We start from the raw sequence: 22,354 nt of genomic DNA, 5'->3' as shown, positions 1-22,354 counted from the left end.
TGGTTTTTGGCTTGGTCGTGCGCGACGCCCCAGCCACCCGATATATTCCCCTCGGTTTATGGAGATCGATTGTGGCGAAACCGTGGATGAAAGGGGGAGATGTCGTGCAATGTTGATCTGGACGGGCGGGCCCAGATGGCATTTTAGTAGGTTGTTGTTGGAGTAACCTGGTTCAGGTGTGCACCCAAACCGTCGGAATGGTGCAAGGCACCTTTCGCCATGGAACTCATAACAGCAGCTGAAAGTCCTACCAACGCGGCAGTCAATACAACGAAATCAACGGTAATTGCACCGCTTTCGTCGCAAACAAACTTGTCAAACATTCCGCGCATTCGGTCTTACTCCAGGTTTGCCCACCGAGCCTCTCACGCAGACTTTCATCTGATTGTGGCTGTACTTGGGCGTCGGGTTAGCTAATCGAGGATGAACTGTTTCCCGAAGAAGTAGAAAAGGCCGCGCAATGCTGCGCGACCTTTGATCGTAGTATTTGGAAACCAGAACTTAGTAAGTTGTGGTAACGCTTTTGCCGGCCATGTGGCTGGAAACTTTGTCTGCCAGTGCAGTTGTGCCGTTACCGACCGAGCTCAGGACAGCGATGCCCAGGCCCACGATTGCAGCTGTCAGAACAACCCAGTCAACTGTGACCGCGCCAGATTCGTCATTAAGAAATGCGTTGAACATTTTCATCTTAGTTACTCCAGTTCCGTATTAGTAAGTCGTGGTCACGTCACGAGTGGACATGTGGCTAGAAACTTTGTCTGCCAAAGTCGTGGTGCCGTTACCGACGGAAGTCAGAACAGCGATGCCCAGACCTACGATAGCAGCAGTCAGTACAACCCAGTCGACAGTTACGGCACCGGATTCGTCGTTAAGAAAAGCGTTGAACAGGTTCATGTGTCCCTCCATTAAAGCACGCTCAGTTTCAAATCACCTTGACGACTGAGCGGACCAATCTCTCACTTTCGATCCAATGCCGTCTTGGCATGGGGGCTATATGGCAGGTCAATTAGGGCGAGAGTTTGTCGCCTCTTGTACAATTTTGGTTCGATAATGATTAATACTGATATATTTCGTAAGTAACTGAATTATATTACTTAACCTGTATTCACTCGTAATCCTGAATGGTTAAATACTCGTTATCGAGCCTGACTTTGCACATAGCGTGAACAATCTGCCCAATTGCTCTGGTCTCTCGGGCCAGACTTTGCGACATTTTCAAGTATGTGCAGAATTTCTCGCTTCATTGAGATGAGTTTTATGCGAACCGGAATTGTTATGATTCTGGTTATTTGGATGAATCCGGTGCAACTCGCAGCCCAGACCGGTCAGGAAGGTGGAGATTTCACCTTTAAACGCGTTGGCGTGCCCGGCGGTGACTCCCGACAACGGATAAAAGTGCAGATCGATCCCAACGCGGAAACTTACTGGATTACACCTGGAAGCGAGCCAAGGCGACCCGGAGACCCGCGTCCAGATGCTGCAACCCAATTACCGGCGGGGTTAATACCCCAGGCACCAACCGACTATGACTGGTATTGGGAGGCGGTTTCGCCGGCCATAGGGGTCAATGCTTCTGACAGATTTCAGGATGCAATCGTCGCTGTGCAGCGTGGGGCAACCAAAGTTGGAACTCCAAGACTGCAAACGCTACGACGAATTGCAGAGAGCCATGGCATAGATATCCTTACCGCAACCATAGGCACAGATGTATCTCCAGCTTTGGTATTGGCGGTTATTTCGGTCGAAAGTGCCGGGCGAGTAGATGCGGTCAGCCATGCCGGCGCAGAAGGTCTGATGCAGCTTATCCCAGCAACTGCAAAGCGATTTGGCGTTAGCAACAGTGGTGATCCACGGCAGAATATCCGCGGTGGCGTGGCCTACTTGGATTGGTTGCTGTAAGAATTCGACAAAGACCCCGTTTTGGCCCTCGCTGGATACAATGCCGGTGAGGGTGCTGTCGCAAAGCATAGCGGCGTGCCACCGTTCGCAGAGACTCGCGCTTATGTGCCGAAAGTGTTGGCCGCATGGAATGTTGCGCGCGGGCTTTGTATGACGCCGCCCGATTTGGTGACCGATGGATGTGTCTTTGTGGGGCCAATGGCATCAAGAAGTGGTGGGTAACAGATTGATCCGCGAACCGCTGAGCAATCAGACAGGCACTATTTGAACGGTCAGGTTGGCGCTAAAAACCTCGGAAATTCGCTGTCTATATATATAGTAGGTAAAAGTTTCAGGTTTTGGTGAGTAATTTGGGGTCGATCGGCCAACGACGCGACGCCCGAACCCGACATTACTCTCGTTAAATTGCCAACTTCTTAAAGATGCGTTCGGGGATCGATTTGATCACCGTCATTACCGGCCACCAAATGAATGGCGAATAGATCACGTTTTTCTTGCGATCAACGGCCCGGAAGATGTCTGTTACGATTTTTTCTGGCTGCGCAAGAAACGGCAGCTTGTCCATACCCCAGGTCATAGCAGTGTCGACAGTGCCGGGTTTAACCGTAATGACGTGTACACCTTCGCGCCCCATCCGATTGCGCAAACCAGAAAGATAAGCGTGAAAACCCGCCTTTGCGGATCCGTACACATAGTTGCCCAGCCGGCCTCGGTCGCCTGCGACAGAACCAACACCGACAATCGTACCGCTTTTGCGCTGTTCCATGATTGGCGCCAGAAGCGTCAGGAAATGTGCCGGACCGGTGAAACTGTCGGTCACGGTGCCTTCGATCAGCGACGGATCGGCGTCAATCTCATCTTGTGGGGGCATCGATCCGACAAAAACAGCAGCACTGATTGTGCCCTCAATATCGGCTGCCTGAGACAGAATTGGGCCAAAACTTTTCGGATTACGGGCGTCAAATGAAATGACTTCAGTAATCGGAGCACCGCGCGCTGCACAGTCACCGGCTGTTACCTGCATGTCGTCCGCATCGCGACCACACAGAAGAACGCCTTCGCCCCGGATTGCAGCCTGTCGGGCAAAAACCTTTGCCATCGTCGATGTCGCACCAAGTATGATCCATGTTTGGGGCATTATTCGGTCCTCAATTTCAAGCGGCGGACAAGATCAGTTGTGAAATGGCCTTCTGGGTCGGCGCTTTTTACGGCCTTTAACCAGTCTGCATGTTCTGGGTACATATCCCGGATAGTATCCGGACCGCCCAAGGCATCTTTGGCCAGATAAATTCGGCCACTGGCATCAACTGTTGCCGCTTCAAGTCGTCGAATAAGGTCTTCAGCGCCATTCCGATTTGGGAAATCAACGGCCAGCGTATAACCCTCCATCGGGAACGACATGAAACCCGCTCGTCCTGGCCCCATGCGCTTCAGCACCGCAAGCGGCGAGGCAAGACCTGAGCCCGCGATGCGCTCGACTATGGCGCGCAAAGCGTCCGCAGCCTCGATCGGCACAACGCATTGGAACTGATGAAACCCTGTTTTGCCGTATAGGCGGTTCCAGTCATAAATCTTGTCCAGCGGGAAGAAGAAGTCATCAATCGGTTTAACGACTGTGCGGCCTGCATCCGGCACGCGACGCCAGTAAGCAGCGTTGAATTTGCGTACCACAGTTGGCGATAGAGCGAACCCTGGCGCGTTAAAGGGTATTTTCTTGCCTCGCTTCGCAGCCGGAACCAGCCCGCCGCCGGTTTCCGCCTCTTCCAGAATACCGCGCCCCAGCGCTTCGCCCTTGGCGGTCGCATCAATCCACCCCACAGAATAAGTCGCGTCGGATGCATCAAGCAGTGACAGAAATTCGTCCCAACCATCGACCCGGCGTTCAGTGACGACCATTACGTCACCTTTTGCCTTCAGCATCTGAACCTTGGCGGACAAAATCGGCCCTGTCTGGCCCAAGCCGCCAATTGTTGCCTTGAACAGATTGGCGTTCTTTTTTTCCGTCAGGGTCTTAAGGCCCTTTGGTGTTACAAGCGTGATCTCGGTTACGTGGTTGCCAAACGAACCTGCGCCGTGGTGGTTCTTGCCATGTACATCCATGGCGATGGCACCACCGATGGTGGCAAACCCGGTGCCGGGCATGACCGGGGGCAACCAACCGCGCGGTGCGAAAACCTTCAGCAAATCGCCGATCTGGGCACCGGCTTCGACGTGAAGCTCGCCTGCGTCGGCATCAAATGCGAGCACTCGGTCCAGTCGGGTCATATCAATCGCCTGACCGCCGTCGTTAAGGCATGCGTCCCCGTAACTGCGTCGCATGCCAATAGCTGGTGCGGGCGTTTCCTTGGTCAACGCGGCCAAGGCAGAAGCCCGTTCAGGCCGGGCCAATTCGCCCGTTGCACTGTGGACCCGGCCCCAGCCGGTGTATTCAGTTGTTTTCCAGCCCATGAGATGCCTTTTGTGACTGACGTTCGGCCCAGGGGAACACCAACAGGCCAAGGCCGATGGCGAACCAAAGAGTTGTTAGACGGATAATTAGTGTTGCGGGCACAGCGATTTCCAATGGCACGCCCTGCAGAGCAAGCAGGCCAACCATTGCAGCCTCTGCACCTCCAAGGCCACCCGGAGCACCGGTTAACCCACCTGCCATAGTGGCAAAGATGAAGATGGCCAGAGCCATCCAAAGATCGATCTGGGCACCCATCCACACCAAAAGCAGATGAAACGCCCAACCTTCGGCCATCCAGCCTATGACGCCCAAAGCGCCCGCTGCCATTAGGGTTGTTGGACCCTGAAATGCCTTCAGTGACATTGCGGCACGGCGAATGCGTGCGAAAAGTTTCGGCAGGCGTTTGCCCGTAAGGCTATGACCCAGGTTGGCCGCTGTTCGCATCAACTCGGGGCGCGTTGCGATATACGCGGCAATAAGCGCAAGCATGACAACCGGCGCACCACCGGCGATACCTGTTGTTGAAAAAGCAAGCGCCAGTGCCAGCAAAATGGCCATCGCCGCAAGATCGGCCGAGCGATCAACAAGAACCAACGGCGCCGTCTTGTCGAAGGGCCAGCCGGTTTCGCGCCGTATCCAGCGCATGCGCACCAATTCGCCAACCCGACCGGGGGTTACGGACATTGCAAATCCGCCAATGAATTGGCGCACGTTTGCGACAAGTTTAGTAGGCAGCCCCAGCCTTCCCGCAAATAGATGCCAGCGGAGACCGCGAAAACCATAGTTCACAAGGCTAAGTACCAACAAAATAGAAATTTGCGCGACATTTAGATTTTTCAGGCCAGCCAGCGTCTCTTCCCACCCTGTCGCCAACGCAAGTGCCACCAGACCGGCAACCACCAGAACGATCAGCCCGACCAATAGCCCAATATCACGCCAACGCCGCGAAAGCGCCGCGCCGCCGGAAACAGATGATGGAACAGGGTTTGTGCTTATGGTCATTGGCTGTCGGTTATCGACAGATTTAGGCGAGATTATGATGTTGTTTCGAAATAATAAACAGTCTTTGGGGCGATTCTGTGCAGGCGTTGTGCAATGGGGTCAAACGCTGAACACATCGGCCCAGTCCGGATGCTTGCGCCGTTCGGCATTTATGAACGGGCAAAGCGGGACAATTTTGTAACCCGCAGCCCTGGCATCGGATACTAATGCCTCGGCCAATATACGTCCGGCTCCGGTCCGGCGCAGGGCATCGGGTACATCGGTATGATCCGCAATCACGAGGCTGGGCGAGGCGATAGAGATGGCTAGTTCGGCCAAATGGCCGTCTCGCGTCAAAACGAAACGGCCCCGGTTTCCGTCGAAGTGTTTTTCGACAATGTCAGACAATCGTGCCCTCAGTGGCGGCCCGGATGTCGTCATGGCTGACGTCGGGCGCGCATTCGAGGATGTGCAGACCTTTGTGACCAACCTCTAAAACGCCAAGGTTCGTGATGATCAGATCAACCACGGCTTTGCCGGTCAACGGCAGAGTGCATTCCTTCAACACTTTGGAATCGCCATGTTTGTTGGTGTGATCCATGACGACGATCACGCGGCCGACCCCGGCAACTAGGTCCATCGCACCACCCATGCCTTTGACCAGCTTTCCAGGGATCATCCAGTTGGCAAGATCACCTTTCTCATCCACCTCCATTGCCCCAAGGATGGCCGCTGCGATCTTGCCACCCCGGATCATTCCAAAACTTTGAGCGCTGTCAAAATAGGCCGCGCGCCGAAGTTCGGTGATGGTTTGCTTGCCAGCATTGATCAGATCCGGGTCTTCTTCGCCCTCGAACGGGAAAGGGCCCATGCCCAGCATACCGTTTTCAGATTGAAGCGTGATATCCTTGTCGCCAACATAGTTCGCCACGAGCGTCGGAATGCCGATGCCAAGATTTACATACATTCCGTCTTCAAGTTCTTGCGCGGCACGGGCGGCCATTTCATTGCGATCCCAAGGCATTATGCTTCCTCCCGCTGGCGAACAGTGCGCTGTTCAATTCGTTTTTCGTGATCGCCCTTGATGATGCGGTTCACATAGATGCCGGGCAAGTGAATGTGATCCGGGTCCAGTTCGCCCGGTTCAACGATCTCTTCCACTTCCATCACGCAAATTTTGCCGCACATTGCCGCGGGCGGATTAAAGTTGCGGGCGGTCTTGCGGAATATTGCGTTGCCGGTGGTGTCGGCTTTCCAGGCTTTCACAATCGATAGATCGGCAAAAATGCCTTCTTCCAGAATGTAGGTCTCACCGTTGAAATCCTTGTGCTCTTTGCCTTCGGCAATGACTGTGCCGACGCCGGTTTTGGTGTAGAGCCCCGGAATCCCGCAGCCACCCGACCGCATGCGCTCGGCCAATGTGCCCTGAGGATTGAATTCCAACTCCAACTCACCCGACAGATACTGGCGCATAAATTCGGCGTTTTCACCCACATAGGACGACAGCATCTTCTTGATCTGCTTGGTATCCAGAAGTTTGCCCAACCCAAATCCGTCGACGCCACAGTTGTTGGACGCAATGGTCAGGTCTTGCTTGCCGCTGTCGACAATAGCGTCAATCAGCAGTTCTGGAATGCCGCACAGGCCAAATCCGCCCGCCGCAATAAACATGCTGTCGTGCAGCAAGCCATCCAGGGCTTCTGCTGCACTTCCGTAAACCTTTTTCATGCGTCGTTTCTCCCATGATATCTTTGGGCGAACTGGTGCCGTTGACCTTGGCCAGAGTCAATCGCCGCAGCGCGGCAACGCCAGATATGCTTTCTATTTCCTGATGTCGGGATATTGTGAACAAAACCTGAAGGGGCTTCACCATGGGATACTCCTGGCTGACCATCCACCGCGTGAATTATTCCAACGCACGAAGCTATGCAGACGACGGTGCTTTGCCGGGACCGACTGCTGCGAAGGCGTGGCGCTATGGGCCACATGCACCCTTGGGCAAGGGCCCCGCACGGACCGGCATTGCAAATGAATGGGGTTTTGTCGGCTTTTATGAAAACCGATCGGATGCCGAGCAAGTGCTCGCGGAACCAGAGCGGAACCTGCCTTTTCTTTCGGATACCGCCGAGCATTGGCACGCCCTGGCAGCCGTCATCAGCCATCGGGGCAAGGTGGATTGGTCAACCAAGGATGAGCCGCACCCGGAGCCGAAACCGTTGGAAGCAGATCCCGGTGGGGTATTGGCTGTCGTGACATCTGCCGGTTATGACAAAATTGATGAAAGCCAGTTCGCTCGTATTCGAAACTTTCAGGAAAAAGTCGACCATGTGATCGATTACTTTGGAACACTGGACGCAAATATTGCGCGAAGCCTGTTCACTGCGACCGAGGCTCGTCAGGGCATGACTTTTTCGGTGTGGAGATCTGACGCAACCATGGCAACCTCGGCCTATCGAAGTGGCGTTCACGCGGAATATATCCAGCAACACAAGAAAGAATCTTTGTTCGATTACAGTTCGTTCACCCGACTGCGGTTGCTGGATAGTTGCGGGTCATGGGATGGTATCGATCCAAGAGAGGCCGCACTGTCGGAAGCCAGTTAGGCTTCCGACAAGATCATTTTCTTAAAAAGACAGCATCAGCTCGCTTTCTTGCGCCGCCCGCCTTTTTTCTTGGTTCCAGCCTTCGCTGTGATCAACTCAACCGCCATTTCCATGGTTACGGCTTCGGGGTCTGTTTCCTTGGGCAACGTCGCGTTGACTTTTTCCCATTTCACATAAGGCCCGTATTTGCCGTCCATGATGGCGACAAGACCACCACTGTCGGGATGATCCCCCAATTCGCGCAGGGGTTTGGCTGCAGCACCGCGCCCGCCGCGTGATGCGACTTTTGCGGCGATCAGCTCGACCGCGCGGTTCATGCCAACGGTCCAGACTTCCTCGATGCCTTCCAGGTTGGCGTTTACGCCGCCTCGATCCGATGTGCTTTCAGCATACTTCAGATAGGGGCCATAGCGGCCGATATTGGCCCAGATCGGCACGCCATCGTCGGGGTGCGGGCCGATTTTGCGGGGCAGGGACAAGAGCTTAAGCGCCTGTTGCAATTCGACGTCTTCTGGCGGCCAATCCTTCGGAATGGACTGACGCGGGGGTTTCTTGTTCTCTTCGGTCACTTCGCCGCGCTGCACATAAGGACCGAAGCGGCCCTTGTGCACCCAGATGTTATCGCCTTCGTCCTGGCCGAGGTTCTTGCCCTCGGGAGGAATGGCGCTTTCTGCTTCGGTGCCCGGAGGACCGAAAGCGCGGGTGTAGCGGCATTCGGGGTAGTTTGAGCAGCCAATGAAGGCGCCACCAGAGCGTGCCGTGCGCATCGACAGGCGGCCAGCGCCACAGTTCGGGCAGAGACGCGGATCGCCGCCATCTTCGGTGGGCGGGAATAGGTGGGGCTCCAGAACTTCGTTAATTTTTTCAAGAACTTCGGTGATACGAAGCTCGGATGTTTCTTCAATCGCGGCTTTGAAGTCTCGCCAGAAACGCGCCAAAACATCCTGCCATTCGCGTTCGCCTGCCGTGATGTCGTCCAGCTCGTCTTCCAACTTGGCGGTAAAATCATACCCCACATAGCGGCGGAAGTAATTCTCAAGGAACGCAATGACCAAGCGGCCTTTGTCTTCGGGGAACAGGCGGTTCTTTTCTTTGCGGACGTAGCCGCGATCCTGAATGGTCGTTACAATCGACGCGTATGTCGAAGGGCGGCCAATCCCAAGTTCTTCCATGCGTTTGACCAGCGTGGCCTCGGTATAACGCGGCGGTGGCTGGGTGAAATGTTGTTCGGGCGAGATCGAGTTCTTTTTCGTCGCTTCGCCTTGCATGATCTGAGGCAGGCGCTTGTCGTCGTCATCAACAACCTGATCGTCGCGGCCTTCTTCGTAAACGCGAATGAAGCCATCAAAAAGAACGACCTGACCGGTTGCGCGCAGTTCAACCTGCCCATCGCCGCTGGCGATGTCGACCGTTGTACGCTCCATCCGGGCGGCGGCCATCTGGCTGGCCAATGTGCGTTTCCAGACCAGCTCATAGAGCTTCCGCTGATCCGGGTCGGCCAGCTTCAGCTTTTCAGCATCCGCCGTCATTTCGGTTGGGCGGATACATTCGTGCGCTTCCTGCGCGTTCTTTGCCTTGTTCTTATACATCCGCGGGCTGTCCGGGACATATTCCGCGCCGTAACGGTCTTTGATCGCATCGCGCGCGGCCATCACAGCTTCGGGCGCCATGTCGATGCCGTCGGTCCGCATGTATGTAATGTGCCCGGCTTCATAGAGCCGCTGAGCCACTTGCATTGTCTGCCGCGCACCGAAACCAAACTTGCGGCTGGCTTCCTGTTGCAGCGTCGAAGTCATGAACGGCGGCGACGGATTTCGCGTGGCCGGTTTGGCTTCGACGGATTTGACTAGCAGATCGCGGCTTTCGATTGCCTTAACGGCCAGTTCGGCAGCTGTGTCGTTCGGGATGTCGAACTTATCCAGCTTCGAGCCGCCCAAGACTGTCAGGCGCGCTTCGAACGCTTGGCCGCGTGGTGTCTCGAGGATGGCTTTCACAGTCCAGTATTCGCGTGCGTTGAAGACCTCGATCTCCATCTCGCGTTCGACGATCAGGCGCAGACAAACCGACTGGACGCGACCAGCCGATTTCGCGCCCGGCAGCTTGCGCCACAGAACGGGGGACAGGTTGAAGCCGACAAGGTAATCCAACGCGCGGCGGGCCAGATAAGCCTCGACCAGATCCTGATCAACCTGGCGTGGGTTTTGCATCGCTTCGGTGACGGCGGATTTTGTGATTGCGTTGAAAACAACCCGGCTGACTGGGGTGTCTTTCTTGATCGCTTTGCGGTTACGAAGCGCCTCTTCCAGATGCCAGCTGATCGCCTCGCCTTCTCGGTCGGGGTCGGTGGCGAGTATCAGCTCACCATCGTCTTTCAGGGCATCGGCGATGGCCTTGATGTGCTTTTTCGAATCGCTGGCAACCTCCCATTTCATCGAAAACTCGTTCTCGGTATCGACCGATCCATCCTTCGGGGGAAGGTCACGGACGTGTCCGTAGCTGGCAAGAACTGTGTAATCGGAACCGAGATACTTGTTTATTGTCTTGGCTTTAGCAGGGGATTCAACCACGACGACGGACATGAAATACCTTTCAGGGAAACAGGGGGCCTTGGCGGCGGAACATGTGGGGTGGATTCAGCAGTTGTCAACGGCGGTTCGGCATTTGGAGGCGAAAAGGTGTGTTGACCTGTTTCTTTGCGGCCTCAGTTCGTGCGTGTCAAAAGACCACCGGCGTTGCGCTTGATCCGTCCCTCGACCTCCAGAGTGAGGATCTCGGGGGCGATCTGATTGGCAGTTCCATTGAGGTCGCGGATCACCTGATCTTCGGGAACGGGCGTGGTTCCAAGACGATCCAGTATCTGGCGGTGAAGTTCGCGGGTCTCAGCCGCTGTGCGGGATGGTTTTGGCAGAGTTTCAGATGCTTGCGCAGGAATTTCGTCAGGCGTGCTTGAAAACGTTTCGATGACGTCTGTGGCCGAGCGGATCAGGGTGGCGCCATCGCGGATCAGCATATTATTCCCTGCGGCGCGAGCGTCAAAGGGATGACCGGGCACAGCCAAAACATCGCGGCCTTGGTCCAGGGCGTTTCTGGCTGTGATCAGGCTACCGGACTTGGCCGCGGCTTCGACAATCACCACCGCCTGAGCGAGCCCCGAGATGATGCGATTGCGGCGGGGAAAGTGGCGGGCCTGCGGGCGCGTGTTAACAGGCATTTCGCTGATCAACAGACCCTTTTCCTGAATTTCCTGTGCAAGAACAGCGTTTTCCGCCGGGTAGGTCACATCGACACCACCAGCCATCACAGCAATGGTCCCGGTTTCCAACGCCGCCAGATGAGCGGCAGTATCAATGCCGCGCGCAAGGCCAGAGGCGATTACAAAACCTTCTTTGCCAAGGTCATTAGCAAGACGACGGGCCATACGGGTGCCGAGGGACGATGCGTTGCGGGCACCGACAAGGGCGATGGCTGGATTGTTTAGCAGCGAAATGTCGCCAAGGGTCCAGAGGATCGGCGGAGGATCGGGGATGTCGCGCAAGTGAGCGGGATATTCAGGCGAGCCATAGGCCACCGGTATGACACCAGCCATCTGGGCGGCGCGCCACTCGTTCAATGCAGAATCGTAGGCGTGGGTCCTGTAGTTCTCAACGCCCGCTTCGGTTGCGATTTCCGGCAATATTTCCAGTGCTTTGGCGGCACTGCCCTGGTCGTTCATCAAACGATAGAAGGTTGAAACGCCCACCCGGCGTGATCGCAAAAGACGGAGCCAGTCTAGCCACACTTCCTCTGTGAGGGGTGGGGTGAGAGGGTGGGTGGAAGGGATAAAATCCTTGGCCATCCTGTCTCCGTCCTTCGCTGAAACCTTTATGAACAACAGTGGTTAATGCCGAATTAATGATAAATTTTTCCGGCCTGCCTTTTTTCGGGGAACGGGGTCGGCGGGAAAGCTGTTTGGATGATCGGGTTAAGGTCAGAGGCTACGAAGGATAATGCGGTTAACACATTGATTAACTACGATAACCGTTTTCAGGCAAAACCCTTTGGACAAGAATTATGGGAGTTCTTTCGCCGAGAAAAATGCGCTGTTGCGGTTTACGTCTGGGCAACGTTCGCAACGTCGCGGCACAGTTTTCGCGCCCCGGTTTGCGATTCGCGTTCATTCTTTCAGGGAATCACCTGATTTTGGCTTTCGGTATCGCGTCGGTAATACGTCGGTGCCACCGCACGGTGGTCGGTGATCGTGAACAGAGCGTGTGGTCTGTTTGTTGATTGTTAAGGAAGGGGCTCTGCCCCGCCGCGCTTTGCGCGGCCCCCCGGAGTATTTTGGATCAGAAGAAGGAAGTTGGGAGATGGGTCCGGGATGGGATTTAGTTGGGCGGCAAGAATGGTGATGATACCAAGATGATACGTCATTTCGTTATTAATAGCGGTGTTGGTCTCGCACTATGTTGCTGGCAATGACCGCTTCGAGCCGATTTTGTTGAAAAAGTCGTTTGGTTTTGTGCTTTGGGGATGGTTACGGCGTATATTTTATTGGGCAGTCTGAGGCGGTACCGCCGCGTCATCCTGCGGCTGGCACCATCGGCGTGAGTTTGGCTAGTTTCCGGAGGTTTTGGGCTGCTGCTGCGAGAGTAAACTCGTCTTGGACGCCGCAGGGTCCACGTAATCGGAGCCGCCCGAGGCCAAGGATGCGTTTGAGGTGTGCAAAGAGCATCTCGACCTTCTTTCGTCGTTTCTGTGCGGTGACATTGAACTCTGACGCCATGCATCGGCGGGCGAAGTCCCGGACGATTTCGTATTTCTCGCGATGGACGGCGCGGGCCTCGGCGTTGGGGCAGCATTTTTCCTTCAGCTCGCATCCTGTGCAATCGGACTTCAGCGCTCGATACTTGCGAGCTTTCCAGCTTGGCGCGTTTCGAGCCGGGTCAGAATAGGTCCGCCAAGTGTGCCGCATCTCTTTGCCGCCCGGACAGATATAGCGGTCGTTCTCATCGTCCCACGTGAAGTCGGATCGTGAGAACGTTCCGTCCGTGCGCTCACCTTTGTCGAAGACAGGAATGAAGGGAAGGATTTGGCGCTTCAATGCGAGCCAGACAAGATTGTCTTCTGATCCATATGCGGTGTCCGCAGCGATCCAATCGGACTTCACACCAAAACGTTCTTCGGTGCGATCGAGCATTTTGCGCATGGCACTTATTTCAGCGGTCTTGTTGGACCGACTGGCATCTACGTCCATGATGATACTGTGATCGGTATCGATCAGATAATTAGTAGAATACGCAAAGAAAGCCGGGCCTTTACGTGCAGCCGTCCATTGGCTGGCGGGGTCGGCATGGGCCATGAACTTGGGCTTGACCGTGGAGGCTGCACCAAAGGCCTCGTCGTCCAAGGTGTCGAGATACTCGCGCACTGCGCGCGGCGCGTTATTGGGATCAATGTCACGGGCGGCCCAGTCTTCGGGATTGCTGGAGTTTTGCTTCTGAACATCCGCACTGATCAAACTGGCATCAACAGCAAAACCCTGACCGCCCACCAGTCCTTCTTCCATGCTGCGTGCAACCGTGGTCTCGAACACATGGCGCAGCAGATCGCTCTCACGGAACCGACCATGGCGGTTCTTCGAGAAGGTCGAGTGGTCTGGAACTTGGTCGGTCAAATTCAGCCGGCAAAACCAGCGGTAGGCGAGGTTCAGATGAACCTCTTCGCAGAGCCGGCGTTCTGACCGAATACCAAAGCAATACCCCACCAACAGCATCCGAATGAGCAGTTCCGGATCAATGGATGGACGGCCTGTGTGACTATAGAAATCCGACAGATGCGCCCGGATACTGCTCAGGTCAACGAACCGGTCAATCAACCGAAGAAGGTGGTCTTGAGGGACATGATCCTCCAACGAGAACTCATAGAACAACGCCGCCTGTGCTTCCTGCTTAGGTCCCATCATCGCAAAACCCTCCCTATCCGTACGATGAATTGAATCAGCAGTTCATTCCACGATCAAGCATGAGTTTTTCAACAAAATCAGCCCTATCCGCAAACGTTGAACGTTAGAGTAACAGCATCATGGGACTCCAAACGGTTCTGCACCAATTAGGGCGTCGGGGTTCCAAATGTCCGGCTTCATCACTTGTGATCTTGCGGAGATATTGGCATCTCGCTTGACGCCGAAACACCCATGAAATAGGCGCTAATTCGCAGAGCGGGCGTTTTGTGCTGGTACGACCTTGCCTTCCAAGCTGATGTCAAACAACTAAAGATCTCATCTGGAACGAAATGTTCAGAAACTCCAAAATACCTGCAGAATATTGGTCTGGCTTGAGTTAGTTTTGGCATAAAAGCATATATCGAAACGGGATCTCAGCAAGACGTGAAACACGTAGTGAGACTTAGTTGGTGGGCATTTTGGTGGGCATTTCGAAAAGTATAATTTTTTATTGTTAAATTTCAGATAGTTAAACAATTTAGTGGCGGAGAGACAGGGATTCGAACCCTGGGTGGGCTTGCACCCACAACGGTTTTCGAGACCGCCCCGTTTGACCACTCCGGCACCTCTCCGCGAAGGGTCAAGCCCGCGATGTAAGTGAACCTGCGCAGCGGTGCAAGCCAAATTCACCAATTCATTCCAGCGCTCTTGGTGTTTGGCCTGAGGGGAACTAAATTAAGCAAAAGAGGAAAGAGCAGATGAGATCATCATTCGCGCTTCGCGCAACGGTAACATTCTTTGCATGGAGCCTTCTATTGCTCCCGGTGAATGCCGCCAGCGAGTCCGATTTGGATGATCTTGTCGACGCGATTGGTCTGCCGGAATTAATGGAGATTTTGCGCATCGAAGGGATGAGCAAATCCGAAGAACTGCGCCAATCCATGTTCCCGAACCGGGCAGGAGGATGGGGCACCATCGCTTCGTCGATCTATGAAACCGACAGAATGCTGACGACATTCCGCGAGGCGTTTGATGCGGAGTTGACCAATGAGGACGTCGCACCGGTTCTGGGTTTCCTGCGATCTGATCTAGGAACCCGTATTATCGAATTAGAGGTCGGTGCGCGTCGAGCACTTTTGGATCCTTTGGCCGAACAGGCAGCAAAAGACAGTCTGGACAGTCTGACTGAAGTTAATCCCGAACGCGTTGCGATTGTGTTGGAGTTCGTGGAAGTCAATGATCTGTTGGAATTGAATGTGGCCGGCGGGCTGAACGCTTCGCTAGCATTCTACAAGGGTTTGGTCGCCGGCGGGTTGGAATTGACTGAAAGCGAAATGCTGGAACAGGTTTGGGCACAGGAACCTGATATTCGCGACGAAATTGAAGAGTGGATGAGCGCGTATCTGATTATGGCTTATGAGCCGCTGACAGACGAAGAGATCCGCGAGTATATTATTTTGTCCACGACTGATGTGGGAAAGGACCTTAATCGTGCACTTTTTGTGGGATTTGACGCGCTTTTTGATCAGTTGTCTTTTGCGTTGGGATTGGCCGCATCTCAGTATTCAGCCAGTGAGGATATCTAGCAGAACTGGGTTTTCTGGCCTTGACTTGAAGGTGTCTTCGGTCAATAAGCCGGGCTTCGGCGGGCCTTGCCCGCTTTTTCATGTTTGATGATCGCCCAATGGGGCGCGCAGTCCGAGGCGGCAAGATGCCAAAACGCCTGTTGATCAGGGGCCAAACGACGCGAAAAAAGGAAGGAAGACCAAATGTTTGCGGTCCTTAAGACTGGCGGCAAGCAGTATCGGGTTCAAGCGGGCGATGTGCTTCGCGTAGAAAAACTCGCTGCTGATGCTGGTGAAAAAATTCAGTTTAACGAGATTCTGATGGTGGGTTCCACTGTCGGCACGCCTATGGTTGATGGTGCGGCTGTTCAGGCTGACGTGATTGATCAGATCAAAGGCGAGAAGGTTATCCACTTCGTGAAGCGTCGCCGTAAGCACGGCTCGAAGCGCACGAAGGGACACCGTCAGCAGCTGACGTTGTTGCGCGTGACTGACATCCTGGAAAAGGGTGGCGACAAGTCGGGCGTTAAAGCTGCTATGGGTGCTGGTTCGGTTTCGGTTGCAGCCGTAGAAGCTGCGAAGCCTGCCAAGAAGGCAGCGCCGAAGAAAGCAGCAGCGCCTAAAGCGGAAGCCGCACCGAAAGCGGAAGTTAAGAAAGCGGCTCCAAAAGCCAAAGCGGCTGATGCTGGTGCGGACGATCTGAAGAAACTGTCCGGTGTTGGTCCTGCTTTGGAGAAGAAGCTGGTTGCCGCTGGCGTCACTACGTTTGCGCAGATCGCAAGCTGGGGCGAAGCAGAGATTGCCGAGTTCGACGAGAAACTGTCGTTCAAAGGCCGTATTGAGCGCGAAGGCTGGGTCGATCAGGCCAAAGCTATCGTTGCTGAAAAGGAGTAACACGAGATGGCACACAAAAAAGCAGGTGGTTCCAGCCGTAACGGCCGCGACTCAGCCGGTCGTCGCTTTGGCGTGAAGAAGTTCGGCGGCGAAGCCGTTATTCCGGGCAATATTATCGTGCGTCAGCGCGGCACCAAGTGGTGGCCGGGCGAAGGCGTTGGCATGGGCCGTGATCACACGATCTTTGCAACAGCCGATGGCGCCGTCACCTTCCACAAAGGCCTGAAGGGTCGCACGTTTATTTCCGTGCTCCCGATGCAGGAGGCAGCAGAGTAAGCCGAACCTTTTGGCAAAGTTTTCAGGGGGGATCGGCAGCAGCCGGTCCCCCCTTCATGTTTTAGGGATCGGCTTGCAGGAAGAGCGTCGAGAACCCATCTGACATTAAGCCGTGCTGTTGAGGGGCAGTTGGCATCTTACGAGGCAAAGGAGGAGCCCCGTGAAAATAGATATGATCGTCAACCAACCTGTCGTTGAAACCAAACGGCTGTTGTTGCGTCCCTTGCGCCGGTCTGACGCCGGCAATATGGAACTTTTTGTTGCGGATGAACGGGTTGCGCGTATGACGCGTTCGATCCCGCATCCGTTGCCACCCGGTGCGGTGGACAGCATCATCGGTGCGGCTTTGGCTGAGGATCGGGTGGAAGACATTTGGGTTCTGGATGGCTCGTCCACTGGTCTGGGTGAATTTCTTGGTCTGATCACGCTTGAGCAGATGGATCGCAATCAATCAGAAGTGGTTTATTGGGTGGTTCCAGCATTCTGGAATGCGGGCCTGGCGTCTGAAGCCGTTAGCGCGCTGATCGCCGAAAACCCGCATCAGGACAAAACTATCTTTGGATCGGTGTTTCAGGACAACCCGGCGTCGGCCCGTGTGCTGACCAACGTAGGGTTTGAGTATCTCGGGGACGCCGAGGCGTATTCGGTTGCGCGCGCAGCGCCGGTTCCGACCTGGACATATCTGAAGCGCCTGGAGTGAACCCATGTCACACGCGGCGCTTCCCGTTATTCGGACGCCGCGTCTGACGCTTCGTCCCTTGGAAATGACTGATGCTGATGCGCTTGTTGAAGGTGTTGGCAACTACGATGTCAGTCGTTGGCTATCGGTCGTTCCTTATCCCTATTCTCGTGAGGATGCCGTTTGGTTTCTCGAGAAAACCATTTCAGAGGGCACTCTGGTTTGGGGCATCTGTGATTCCATCGGGCTTCAGGGTGTCATTGGGTTGGAAGATGAGATCGGCTATTGGCTGGCGCGCCCTGCGTGGCGCAAGGGATACGGGTTTGAGGCAGCGAAAGCCGTTGTTGATCATTGGTTCTCTGTTTCAGATCGAACTGTCCTAACTTCAGGGTATTTTAAAGGAAATGAACGCTCCGCGGGGGTGCTGAGCGCACTTGGGTTCGAAATTGTCGGGGAGAGCTTGCGCGATGCCCGGTCTTTGAATCAGGAAGTTCTGTCCGCCGAAATGCGACTGACACGTGACCGTTGGCAGTCGCGTAAAGATCTGACGTTATTCACGCCCCGCTTGGTGCTGCGGCCTTGGAAAGAGGGCGATGCGGAAGGCTTTTGGTCACTTACGACACCTTCTGTGAACCGTGGCACGGCATCCATCCCGAACGGCTGGTCGTTGAATGACGCAAAAGACTATCTGAACCAGCGAAGTTGGCAGGGTTATCCCGGTTTCATGATTGGGATTGAGTGTCAAAGCAGGCTAATTGGAGCGGTCGGCATCGGCGGTGCGCTGTTGTCGGCGATGTATATGCTTGGCGAGGAATATTGGGGTCAGGGTTTTGCGACCGAGGCGATGTCAGCTTTCTTGCCAGAAATATTCGACCGTTTCCCGATCAACAGGCTTGCGGCAGATCATTTTGATGACAACCCGGCATCTGGTCGGGTTCTACAGAAACTGGGCTTCCAACAAACAGGCCATGGGATCGGTAAGTCAAAGGCAAGGCTTGAGCCTTCGCCCGTGATCACATACGCCATCACCCGAGACACCCTTAGGATCTGGTCATGAAATTCCTCGACCTTGCACGCGTGAATATCCGATCCGGAAGCGGCGGCGCCGGATGCGTCAGTTTTCGGCGTGAGAAATACATTGAGTACGGAGGCCCCGATGGTGGAGATGGCGGAAAGGGTGGCGATGTTTGGGCCGAAGCAGTTGAAGGGCTGAACACGCTTATTGATTTTCGATACCAACAACATTTCTTTGCCAAAAATGGCCAGCACGGCATGGGCAAGCAGCGCACCGGCAAGGGGGGTGATGACATCGTCCTTCGGGTGCCGGTTGGCACAGAAATCCTCGATCAGGACGAAGAAACCGTGATCGCGGACATGACCCAAGTGGGCGACCGGGTTCTCTTGGCTCAAGGCGGCAATGGCGGATTTGGAAATCTGCATTTCAAATCGTCCACCAACCAGGCTCCACGACGCGCAAACCCCGGACTACCTGGTGTCGAATTGGAGATCTGGTTGCGGTTGAAATTGATTGCGGATGCGGGATTGCTTGGATTGCCGAATGCCGGGAAGTCGACGTTTTTGGCAGCGACATCCAACGCGCGCCCGAAGATCGCTGATTACCCTTTCACAACGATCCACCCCAATCTGGGCGTGGTTGGCGTGGACGATGTTGAATATGTTGTCGCTGATATTCCGGGCCTTATTGAAGGCGCACATGAGGGCAAAGGTATTGGCGACAAATTTCTGGGGCATGTTGAGCGCTGCGCGGTCTTACTGCATCTGGTCGATGGCACGTCACAAGATGTGGCCGCTGATTGGCAAACAATCATTGGCGAGCTTGAAGCATATGGTGGCGAATTGGCGGCCAAGCCGCGCATAACCGCATTGAACAAAATTGACGCGTTGGATGACGAGGAGCGTGCCGAAAAAGTTGCGGAACTCGAGAAAGTTGCTGGCAAGGTACATTTGATGAGTGGGGTCAGTCGGGAAGGGTTGATTGATGTGCTACGCATGGTTCGATCAAAAATTGACTCGGATCGGTTGCGTCAGAAAGAACAAGTTGAGGAGCCAGGGCCGTGGCGTCCCTGACGGAAGCAAAACGCGTTGTCGTTAAGATCGGCTCGGCCTTATTGGTTGAGGGCGGCCGTCTTCGAAAGGCATGGCTAAAGACATTAGCAGAGGATGTTTCTGCGCTTCGTGGTCGCGGTGTTGATGTTGTTTTGGTATCCTCGGGTTCGATCGCATTAGGCCGGGCGGCACTTGATCTGGGAAGAGGAACTTTGCCACTGGAGCAGAGCCAAGCTGCTGCTGCCGTTGGACAAATCCGACTCGCGCGTGCTTATGAAGAAGCATTGGAACCTTTTGGCATTTCTACGGCGCAAGTTCTTGTGACGCTGGAAGACAGCACGGATCGGCGGAGGTACCTGAACAGTCGCGCGACGTTGGAGCAGCTGTTGTCGCTTGGGGTGGTGCCGATTGTGAACGAGAACGACACCATCGCGACGGATGAGATCCGCTACGGCGACAATGATAGGTTGGCGGCGCAGATTGCGGTGACCATTGGTGCCGACGTGTTGGTGCTTTTGTCTGATGTGGATGGGTTTTATTCAGCCAACCCAAAGACAGATGCTGAAGCCAAGCGTTACGAGGTCATTGATCGCATTACGCCCGAGATCGAGTTGATGGCTGGCGATGCTGGCACTGGACTTTCGAAGGGCGGGATGAAGACCAAGTTGATGGCCGCCAAAACCGCGACAGCTGGTGGTGCTGCAATGGCCATCACATTGGGCGCACCGGTCAATCCGCTACGGCGTCTGGAAGAGGGTGCGCCGGTTACCTGGTTCACGCCGGAAACTGATCCGCAAGTTGCCCGTAAACGCTGGATTGCGGCCATGAAGCCGCGTGGAGAGATTGCCATTGATGACGGTGCTGCGCGAGCATTGGGGCATGGAAAGTCGCTTTTGCCCGCAGGCGTGACTGATGTTTTCGGTGCCTTTGGCCGCGGCGACCCGGTGACAATCAAGGGCGCGAACGGTGAAACTTTGGGCCAGGGATTGACCCGATACACAGCCGATGAAGCCCTAGCGATCCGTGGTCAACGTTCGGGTAAAATTGAGGAAATACTAGGATATCCGGGTAGAGCGGCCCTGATACACAGGGACGACATGGCAGTTTGAGGACCGTTTTGGTAAAGTAGCGCGGTGAAAAAGATGGATGTGATGAAAGACGCTTTGGACATTCAACAAGCGATGCAGGATATCGGCGCAAAGGCAAAAGCTGCGTCGGTTCAGCTGGCTGTTGCCCCGGCGGAAGTAAAGTCAAAGGCCTTGAACCTGGCTGCAGATTCTGTGTGGGCTCGCCGCGACGAGATTATTGCTGCAAACGCCAAAGACATGGAATTTGGTCGAGAGAAAGGGCTATCGCCAGCTATGCTGGACCGTCTTTTGCTGACTGAAGATCGTATTCAGGGAATCTGCGACGGACTGCGTGCTGTTGCAGCGCAGGATGATCCTGTTGGCCAGATTACTGAAGAATGGGACCGGCCAAGTGGTTTGCACATCCAAAGAGTCCGAACCCCTCTGGGTGTCATTGGCGTAATTTATGAAAGTCGACCCAATGTGACGGCTGATGCTGGCGCGCTATGCTTAAAGGCCGGGAATGCGGTGATTTTGCGGGGCGGATCCGAGAGTTTTCATTCTTCGGGAGCGATCCACGCTTGTCTGGTTGAAGGGTTGCGCAGCGCTGGCCTACCTGAGGAAGCCATTCAACTGGTGCCGACACGAGACCGCGCCGCTGTCAGCGAAATGCTAACGATGACGGACTATATTGATGTGATTGTCCCCCGGGGCGGGAAGGGTCTGGTTGGGCTGGTTCAGCGCGAAGCGCGTGTGCCTGTTTTTGCCCATCTTGAAGGCATTGTTCACATTTACCTTGATGCCGAGGCCGATCCTGAAAAGGCGCTGAAGGTAGTGTTGAATGCAAAGACGCGCCGCACTGGAATTTGCGGCGCCGCCGAGTGTCTTTTGATCCACCGTGACGTCTTCCAGACTGTCGGCCAAGGTGTCGTCAAATCATTGTTGGACGCTGGAGTCGAAGTGATGGGCGACGTCACTGTTCAATCCATCGATGGTGTTGCGGCAGCCGGCGAGCAAGATTGGGGGCATGAATATCTTGATATGAAGATTGCCGCCAAAGTTGTTGATAACATTGACGAAGCGATCAGTCATATCCGTGAGTTTGGATCAGATCACACCGATGCCATCATCACCGAAGACGACGGCGCGGCGGCGCAGTTTTTTTCCAATCTGGATAGCGCAATATTGATGCGAAATGCCTCGACACAGTTTGCCGATGGTGGCGAGTTCGGCATGGGAGCAGAGATTGGCATTGCTACTGGCAAGATGCACGCACGCGGCCCGGTTGGGGCGGCGCAGCTGACTAGTTTCAAATATCTTGTTGTCGGCGACGGAACGATCAGAAGCTAAGGGAAATCTGCGTATCTCCTAGAAATGCCGCGATCTGACGTTCAGAGTCGCGCATGGCGATCGGGACGAGCGCAAAGTGCACTTCGGATGCTGCGACGCTGCTTTCCAATTTGCCTTTGGTGACGATATCCCAAAGTTCGGGGTCGTGTTTTAACTTTTCGGCATGTGCTTCGATACGCCATTGCCCACTTTGACGAATGACCGTGATTTCTCCGCCCCATGGCAGGGCGTTCTCGATACATTGTAGCAATAGGAAGGCGAGTTTGACTTCGTTGCGTGGCAGACCTTCGTCGATCTTCCAATTCACGCGAATGCGTGATCCGCGATACATATCCCGCAACACCGAATGAAGTTCACCGGTCGAAACCGCTGTTCCAGGCATGGCGGCGCCAAAAGCGATACGGAAAAATCTGATCTTTGCATTCGCGTTTTCAACACTTTCGGAAATCAGAGCAATTTCGGGTGCAGCGCCAAAACCGGACATGGACAGCAATTCAACGCCATTGCCAATTGCACCGATGGGGCTGATAAGGTCATGGCATATGCGCGAACCGATCAACGCATTTAACTGGTTGTCATCCATCGTTCGCGCCTTTCGTCGTCA

Annotated in this window: 22 protein-coding genes, 1 tRNA gene and 1 pseudogene; 10 read left to right on the top strand and 14 right to left on the bottom strand. The window is 54.8% G+C overall.

Annotation, left to right across the window (positions count from 1 at the left end):
• Positions 1 to 143: 143 nt before the first annotated feature.
• From GKR98_06445 to GKR98_06435, 3 genes are all read right to left on the bottom strand, one after another.
• Positions 144 to 332 carry a hypothetical protein gene (locus GKR98_06445; GenBank protein QMU57868.1) on the bottom strand — a complete coding sequence of 63 codons (189 nt, stop codon included), beginning with the start codon at positions 330 to 332 and terminating at the stop codon, positions 144 to 146.
• A 169-nt stretch (positions 333 to 501) separates the two neighbouring features.
• The gene (locus GKR98_06440) at positions 502 to 687 is read right to left on the bottom strand and encodes a hypothetical protein (protein ID QMU57867.1); all 186 of its coding nucleotides are present in this window, start codon (positions 685 to 687) and stop codon (positions 502 to 504) included.
• Positions 688 to 708: 21 nt separating this feature from the next.
• Positions 709 to 894: a hypothetical protein gene (locus GKR98_06435; GenBank protein QMU57866.1), complete on the bottom strand. Its 186-nt coding sequence runs from the start codon at positions 892 to 894 to the stop codon at positions 709 to 711.
• Positions 895 to 1,257: 363 nt separating this feature from the next.
• Here GKR98_06435 and GKR98_06430 point away from each other — a divergent pair.
• Positions 1,258 to 2,121, top strand: a pseudogene (locus GKR98_06430) (transglycosylase SLT domain-containing protein).
• Between the two features lie 178 nt (positions 2,122 to 2,299).
• Here the strand turns inward: GKR98_06430 and GKR98_06425 are convergent.
• The 6 genes from GKR98_06425 to GKR98_06400 all read right to left on the bottom strand — a co-directional run bounded on the left by GKR98_06425 (position 2,300) and on the right by GKR98_06400 (position 7,057).
• Positions 2,300 to 3,037 carry an SDR family NAD(P)-dependent oxidoreductase gene (locus GKR98_06425; protein QMU57865.1) on the bottom strand — a complete coding sequence of 246 codons (738 nt, stop codon included), beginning with the start codon at positions 3,035 to 3,037 and terminating at the stop codon, positions 2,300 to 2,302.
• The gene (locus GKR98_06420; protein QMU57864.1) at positions 3,037 to 4,347 is read right to left on the bottom strand and encodes an FAD-binding protein; all 1,311 of its coding nucleotides are present in this window, start codon (positions 4,345 to 4,347) and stop codon (positions 3,037 to 3,039) included. Before GKR98_06420 ends, GKR98_06425 begins: the two co-directional genes overlap by 1 nt.
• Positions 4,328 to 5,350: a flippase-like domain-containing protein gene (locus tag GKR98_06415; GenBank protein ID QMU57863.1), complete on the bottom strand. Its 1,023-nt coding sequence runs from the start codon at positions 5,348 to 5,350 to the stop codon at positions 4,328 to 4,330. Before GKR98_06415 ends, GKR98_06420 begins: the two co-directional genes overlap by 20 nt.
• A 99-nt stretch (positions 5,351 to 5,449) precedes the next feature.
• Positions 5,450 to 5,770: an N-acetyltransferase gene (locus GKR98_06410; GenBank protein QMU57862.1), complete on the bottom strand. Its 321-nt coding sequence runs from the start codon at positions 5,768 to 5,770 to the stop codon at positions 5,450 to 5,452.
• Positions 5,730 to 6,353 (bottom strand): 3-oxoacid CoA-transferase subunit B, encoded by a 624-nt coding sequence (locus GKR98_06405; protein QMU57861.1) that lies wholly within the window; start codon positions 6,351 to 6,353, stop codon positions 5,730 to 5,732. Before GKR98_06405 ends, GKR98_06410 begins: the two co-directional genes overlap by 41 nt.
• A complete protein-coding gene (locus tag GKR98_06400; GenBank protein ID QMU57860.1) occupies positions 6,353 to 7,057 on the bottom strand; it encodes a 3-oxoacid CoA-transferase subunit A in 705 nt (234 codons plus the stop codon). Before GKR98_06400 ends, GKR98_06405 begins: the two co-directional genes overlap by 1 nt.
• Positions 7,058 to 7,200: 143 nt before the next feature.
• Between GKR98_06400 and GKR98_06395 the strand changes: the two genes are divergently transcribed.
• Positions 7,201 to 7,932 carry a hypothetical protein gene (locus tag GKR98_06395; GenBank protein ID QMU57859.1) on the top strand — a complete coding sequence of 244 codons (732 nt, stop codon included), beginning with the start codon at positions 7,201 to 7,203 and terminating at the stop codon, positions 7,930 to 7,932.
• A 35-nt stretch (positions 7,933 to 7,967) separates the two neighbouring features.
• On the opposite strand, the gene topA is transcribed toward GKR98_06395, so the two are convergent.
• The 4 genes from topA to GKR98_06375 all read right to left on the bottom strand — a co-directional run bounded on the left by topA (position 7,968) and on the right by GKR98_06375 (position 14,484).
• Positions 7,968 to 10,511 (bottom strand): type I DNA topoisomerase, encoded by a 2,544-nt coding sequence (topA, locus tag GKR98_06390; GenBank protein ID QMU57858.1) that lies wholly within the window; start codon positions 10,509 to 10,511, stop codon positions 7,968 to 7,970.
• A 122-nt stretch (positions 10,512 to 10,633) separates the two neighbouring features.
• Entirely contained in the window at positions 10,634 to 11,767 is a 1,134-nt protein-coding gene (gene dprA / locus GKR98_06385) for a DNA-protecting protein DprA (GenBank protein QMU57857.1), read from the bottom strand.
• A 723-nt stretch (positions 11,768 to 12,490) separates the two neighbouring features.
• Positions 12,491 to 13,873 carry a transposase gene (locus GKR98_06380; protein QMU57856.1) on the bottom strand — a complete coding sequence of 461 codons (1,383 nt, stop codon included), beginning with the start codon at positions 13,871 to 13,873 and terminating at the stop codon, positions 12,491 to 12,493.
• A 521-nt stretch (positions 13,874 to 14,394) separates the two neighbouring features.
• Positions 14,395 to 14,484, bottom strand: a tRNA-Ser gene (locus tag GKR98_06375).
• 126 nt (positions 14,485 to 14,610) lie between these two features.
• On the opposite strand from GKR98_06375, the gene GKR98_06370 reads away from it, so the two are divergent.
• The 8 genes from GKR98_06370 (at position 14,611) to GKR98_06335 (ending at position 21,750) form a co-directional block, all read left to right on the top strand.
• A complete protein-coding gene (locus tag GKR98_06370) occupies positions 14,611 to 15,438 on the top strand; it encodes a DUF2059 domain-containing protein (GenBank protein ID QMU57855.1) in 828 nt (275 codons plus the stop codon).
• A gap of 183 nt (positions 15,439 to 15,621) precedes the next feature.
• Complete coding sequence (locus GKR98_06365; GenBank protein QMU57854.1) at positions 15,622 to 16,311, top strand: 50S ribosomal protein L21; 690 nt, start codon at positions 15,622 to 15,624, stop codon at positions 16,309 to 16,311.
• A 6-nt stretch (positions 16,312 to 16,317) separates the two neighbouring features.
• Positions 16,318 to 16,587 (top strand): 50S ribosomal protein L27, encoded by a 270-nt coding sequence (gene rpmA / locus GKR98_06360; GenBank protein ID QMU57853.1) that lies wholly within the window; start codon positions 16,318 to 16,320, stop codon positions 16,585 to 16,587.
• Positions 16,588 to 16,747: 160 nt separating this feature from the next.
• Positions 16,748 to 17,287 carry a GNAT family N-acetyltransferase gene (locus tag GKR98_06355; protein ID QMU57852.1) on the top strand — a complete coding sequence of 180 codons (540 nt, stop codon included), beginning with the start codon at positions 16,748 to 16,750 and terminating at the stop codon, positions 17,285 to 17,287.
• A gap of 4 nt (positions 17,288 to 17,291) precedes the next feature.
• On the top strand, positions 17,292 to 18,323 hold the full coding sequence (locus tag GKR98_06350; GenBank protein QMU57851.1) for a GNAT family N-acetyltransferase: 1,032 nt from the start codon (positions 17,292 to 17,294) through the stop codon (positions 18,321 to 18,323).
• Positions 18,320 to 19,354: a GTPase ObgE gene (gene obgE / locus GKR98_06345; GenBank protein QMU57850.1), complete on the top strand. Its 1,035-nt coding sequence runs from the start codon at positions 18,320 to 18,322 to the stop codon at positions 19,352 to 19,354. Before GKR98_06350 ends, obgE begins: the two co-directional genes overlap by 4 nt.
• Positions 19,342 to 20,442 (top strand): glutamate 5-kinase, encoded by a 1,101-nt coding sequence (locus tag GKR98_06340; GenBank protein QMU57849.1) that lies wholly within the window; start codon positions 19,342 to 19,344, stop codon positions 20,440 to 20,442. Before obgE ends, GKR98_06340 begins: the two co-directional genes overlap by 13 nt.
• A gap of 42 nt (positions 20,443 to 20,484) precedes the next feature.
• On the top strand, positions 20,485 to 21,750 hold the full coding sequence (locus GKR98_06335; protein ID QMU59992.1) for a glutamate-5-semialdehyde dehydrogenase: 1,266 nt from the start codon (positions 20,485 to 20,487) through the stop codon (positions 21,748 to 21,750).
• Here GKR98_06335 and GKR98_06330 read toward each other — a convergent pair.
• The gene (locus GKR98_06330) at positions 21,740 to 22,333 is read right to left on the bottom strand and encodes a histidine phosphotransferase (GenBank protein ID QMU57848.1); all 594 of its coding nucleotides are present in this window, start codon (positions 22,331 to 22,333) and stop codon (positions 21,740 to 21,742) included. The genes GKR98_06335 and GKR98_06330 overlap by 11 nt on opposite strands.
• Positions 22,334 to 22,354: the final 21 nt, after the last annotated feature.

Origin of the sequence: Boseongicola sp. (assembly GCA_014075275.1) — a bacterium.
GTDB lineage: Bacteria > Pseudomonadota > Alphaproteobacteria > Rhodobacterales > Rhodobacteraceae.
This window is presented reverse-complemented; position numbering and strand designations above follow the sequence as displayed.

Bases quoted from the DNA above. Each gene is read 5' to 3' on its own strand.
- GKR98_06445 (QMU57868.1), bottom strand. From the start codon at position 332: ATGCGCGGAATGTTTGACAAGTTTGTTTGCGACGAAAGCGGTGCAATT.
- GKR98_06440 (QMU57867.1), bottom strand. From the start codon at position 687: ATGAAAATGTTCAACGCATTTCTTAATGACGAATCTGGCGCGGTCACA.
- GKR98_06435 (QMU57866.1), bottom strand. From the start codon at position 894: ATGAACCTGTTCAACGCTTTTCTTAACGACGAATCCGGTGCCGTAACT.
- GKR98_06425 (QMU57865.1), bottom strand. From the start codon at position 3,037: ATGCCCCAAACATGGATCATACTTGGTGCGACATCGACGATGGCAAAG.
- GKR98_06420 (QMU57864.1), bottom strand. From the start codon at position 4,347: ATGGGCTGGAAAACAACTGAATACACCGGCTGGGGCCGGGTCCACAGT.
- GKR98_06415 (QMU57863.1), bottom strand. From the start codon at position 5,350: ATGACCATAAGCACAAACCCTGTTCCATCATCTGTTTCCGGCGGCGCG.
- GKR98_06410 (QMU57862.1), bottom strand. From the start codon at position 5,770: ATGACGACATCCGGGCCGCCACTGAGGGCACGATTGTCTGACATTGTC.
- GKR98_06405 (QMU57861.1), bottom strand. From the start codon at position 6,353: ATGCCTTGGGATCGCAATGAAATGGCCGCCCGTGCCGCGCAAGAACTT.
- GKR98_06400 (QMU57860.1), bottom strand. From the start codon at position 7,057: ATGAAAAAGGTTTACGGAAGTGCAGCAGAAGCCCTGGATGGCTTGCTG.
- GKR98_06395 (QMU57859.1), top strand. From the start codon at position 7,201: ATGGGATACTCCTGGCTGACCATCCACCGCGTGAATTATTCCAACGCA.
- topA (QMU57858.1), bottom strand. From the start codon at position 10,511: ATGTCCGTCGTCGTGGTTGAATCCCCTGCTAAAGCCAAGACAATAAAC.
- dprA (QMU57857.1), bottom strand. From the start codon at position 11,767: ATGGCCAAGGATTTTATCCCTTCCACCCACCCTCTCACCCCACCCCTC.
- GKR98_06380 (QMU57856.1), bottom strand. From the start codon at position 13,873: ATGATGGGACCTAAGCAGGAAGCACAGGCGGCGTTGTTCTATGAGTTC.
- GKR98_06370 (QMU57855.1), top strand. From the start codon at position 14,611: ATGAGATCATCATTCGCGCTTCGCGCAACGGTAACATTCTTTGCATGG.
- GKR98_06365 (QMU57854.1), top strand. From the start codon at position 15,622: ATGTTTGCGGTCCTTAAGACTGGCGGCAAGCAGTATCGGGTTCAAGCG.
- rpmA (QMU57853.1), top strand. From the start codon at position 16,318: ATGGCACACAAAAAAGCAGGTGGTTCCAGCCGTAACGGCCGCGACTCA.
- GKR98_06350 (QMU57851.1), top strand. From the start codon at position 17,292: ATGTCACACGCGGCGCTTCCCGTTATTCGGACGCCGCGTCTGACGCTT.
- obgE (QMU57850.1), top strand. From the start codon at position 18,320: ATGAAATTCCTCGACCTTGCACGCGTGAATATCCGATCCGGAAGCGGC.
- GKR98_06335 (QMU59992.1), top strand. From the start codon at position 20,485: ATGAAAGACGCTTTGGACATTCAACAAGCGATGCAGGATATCGGCGCA.
- GKR98_06330 (QMU57848.1), bottom strand. From the start codon at position 22,333: ATGGATGACAACCAGTTAAATGCGTTGATCGGTTCGCGCATATGCCAT.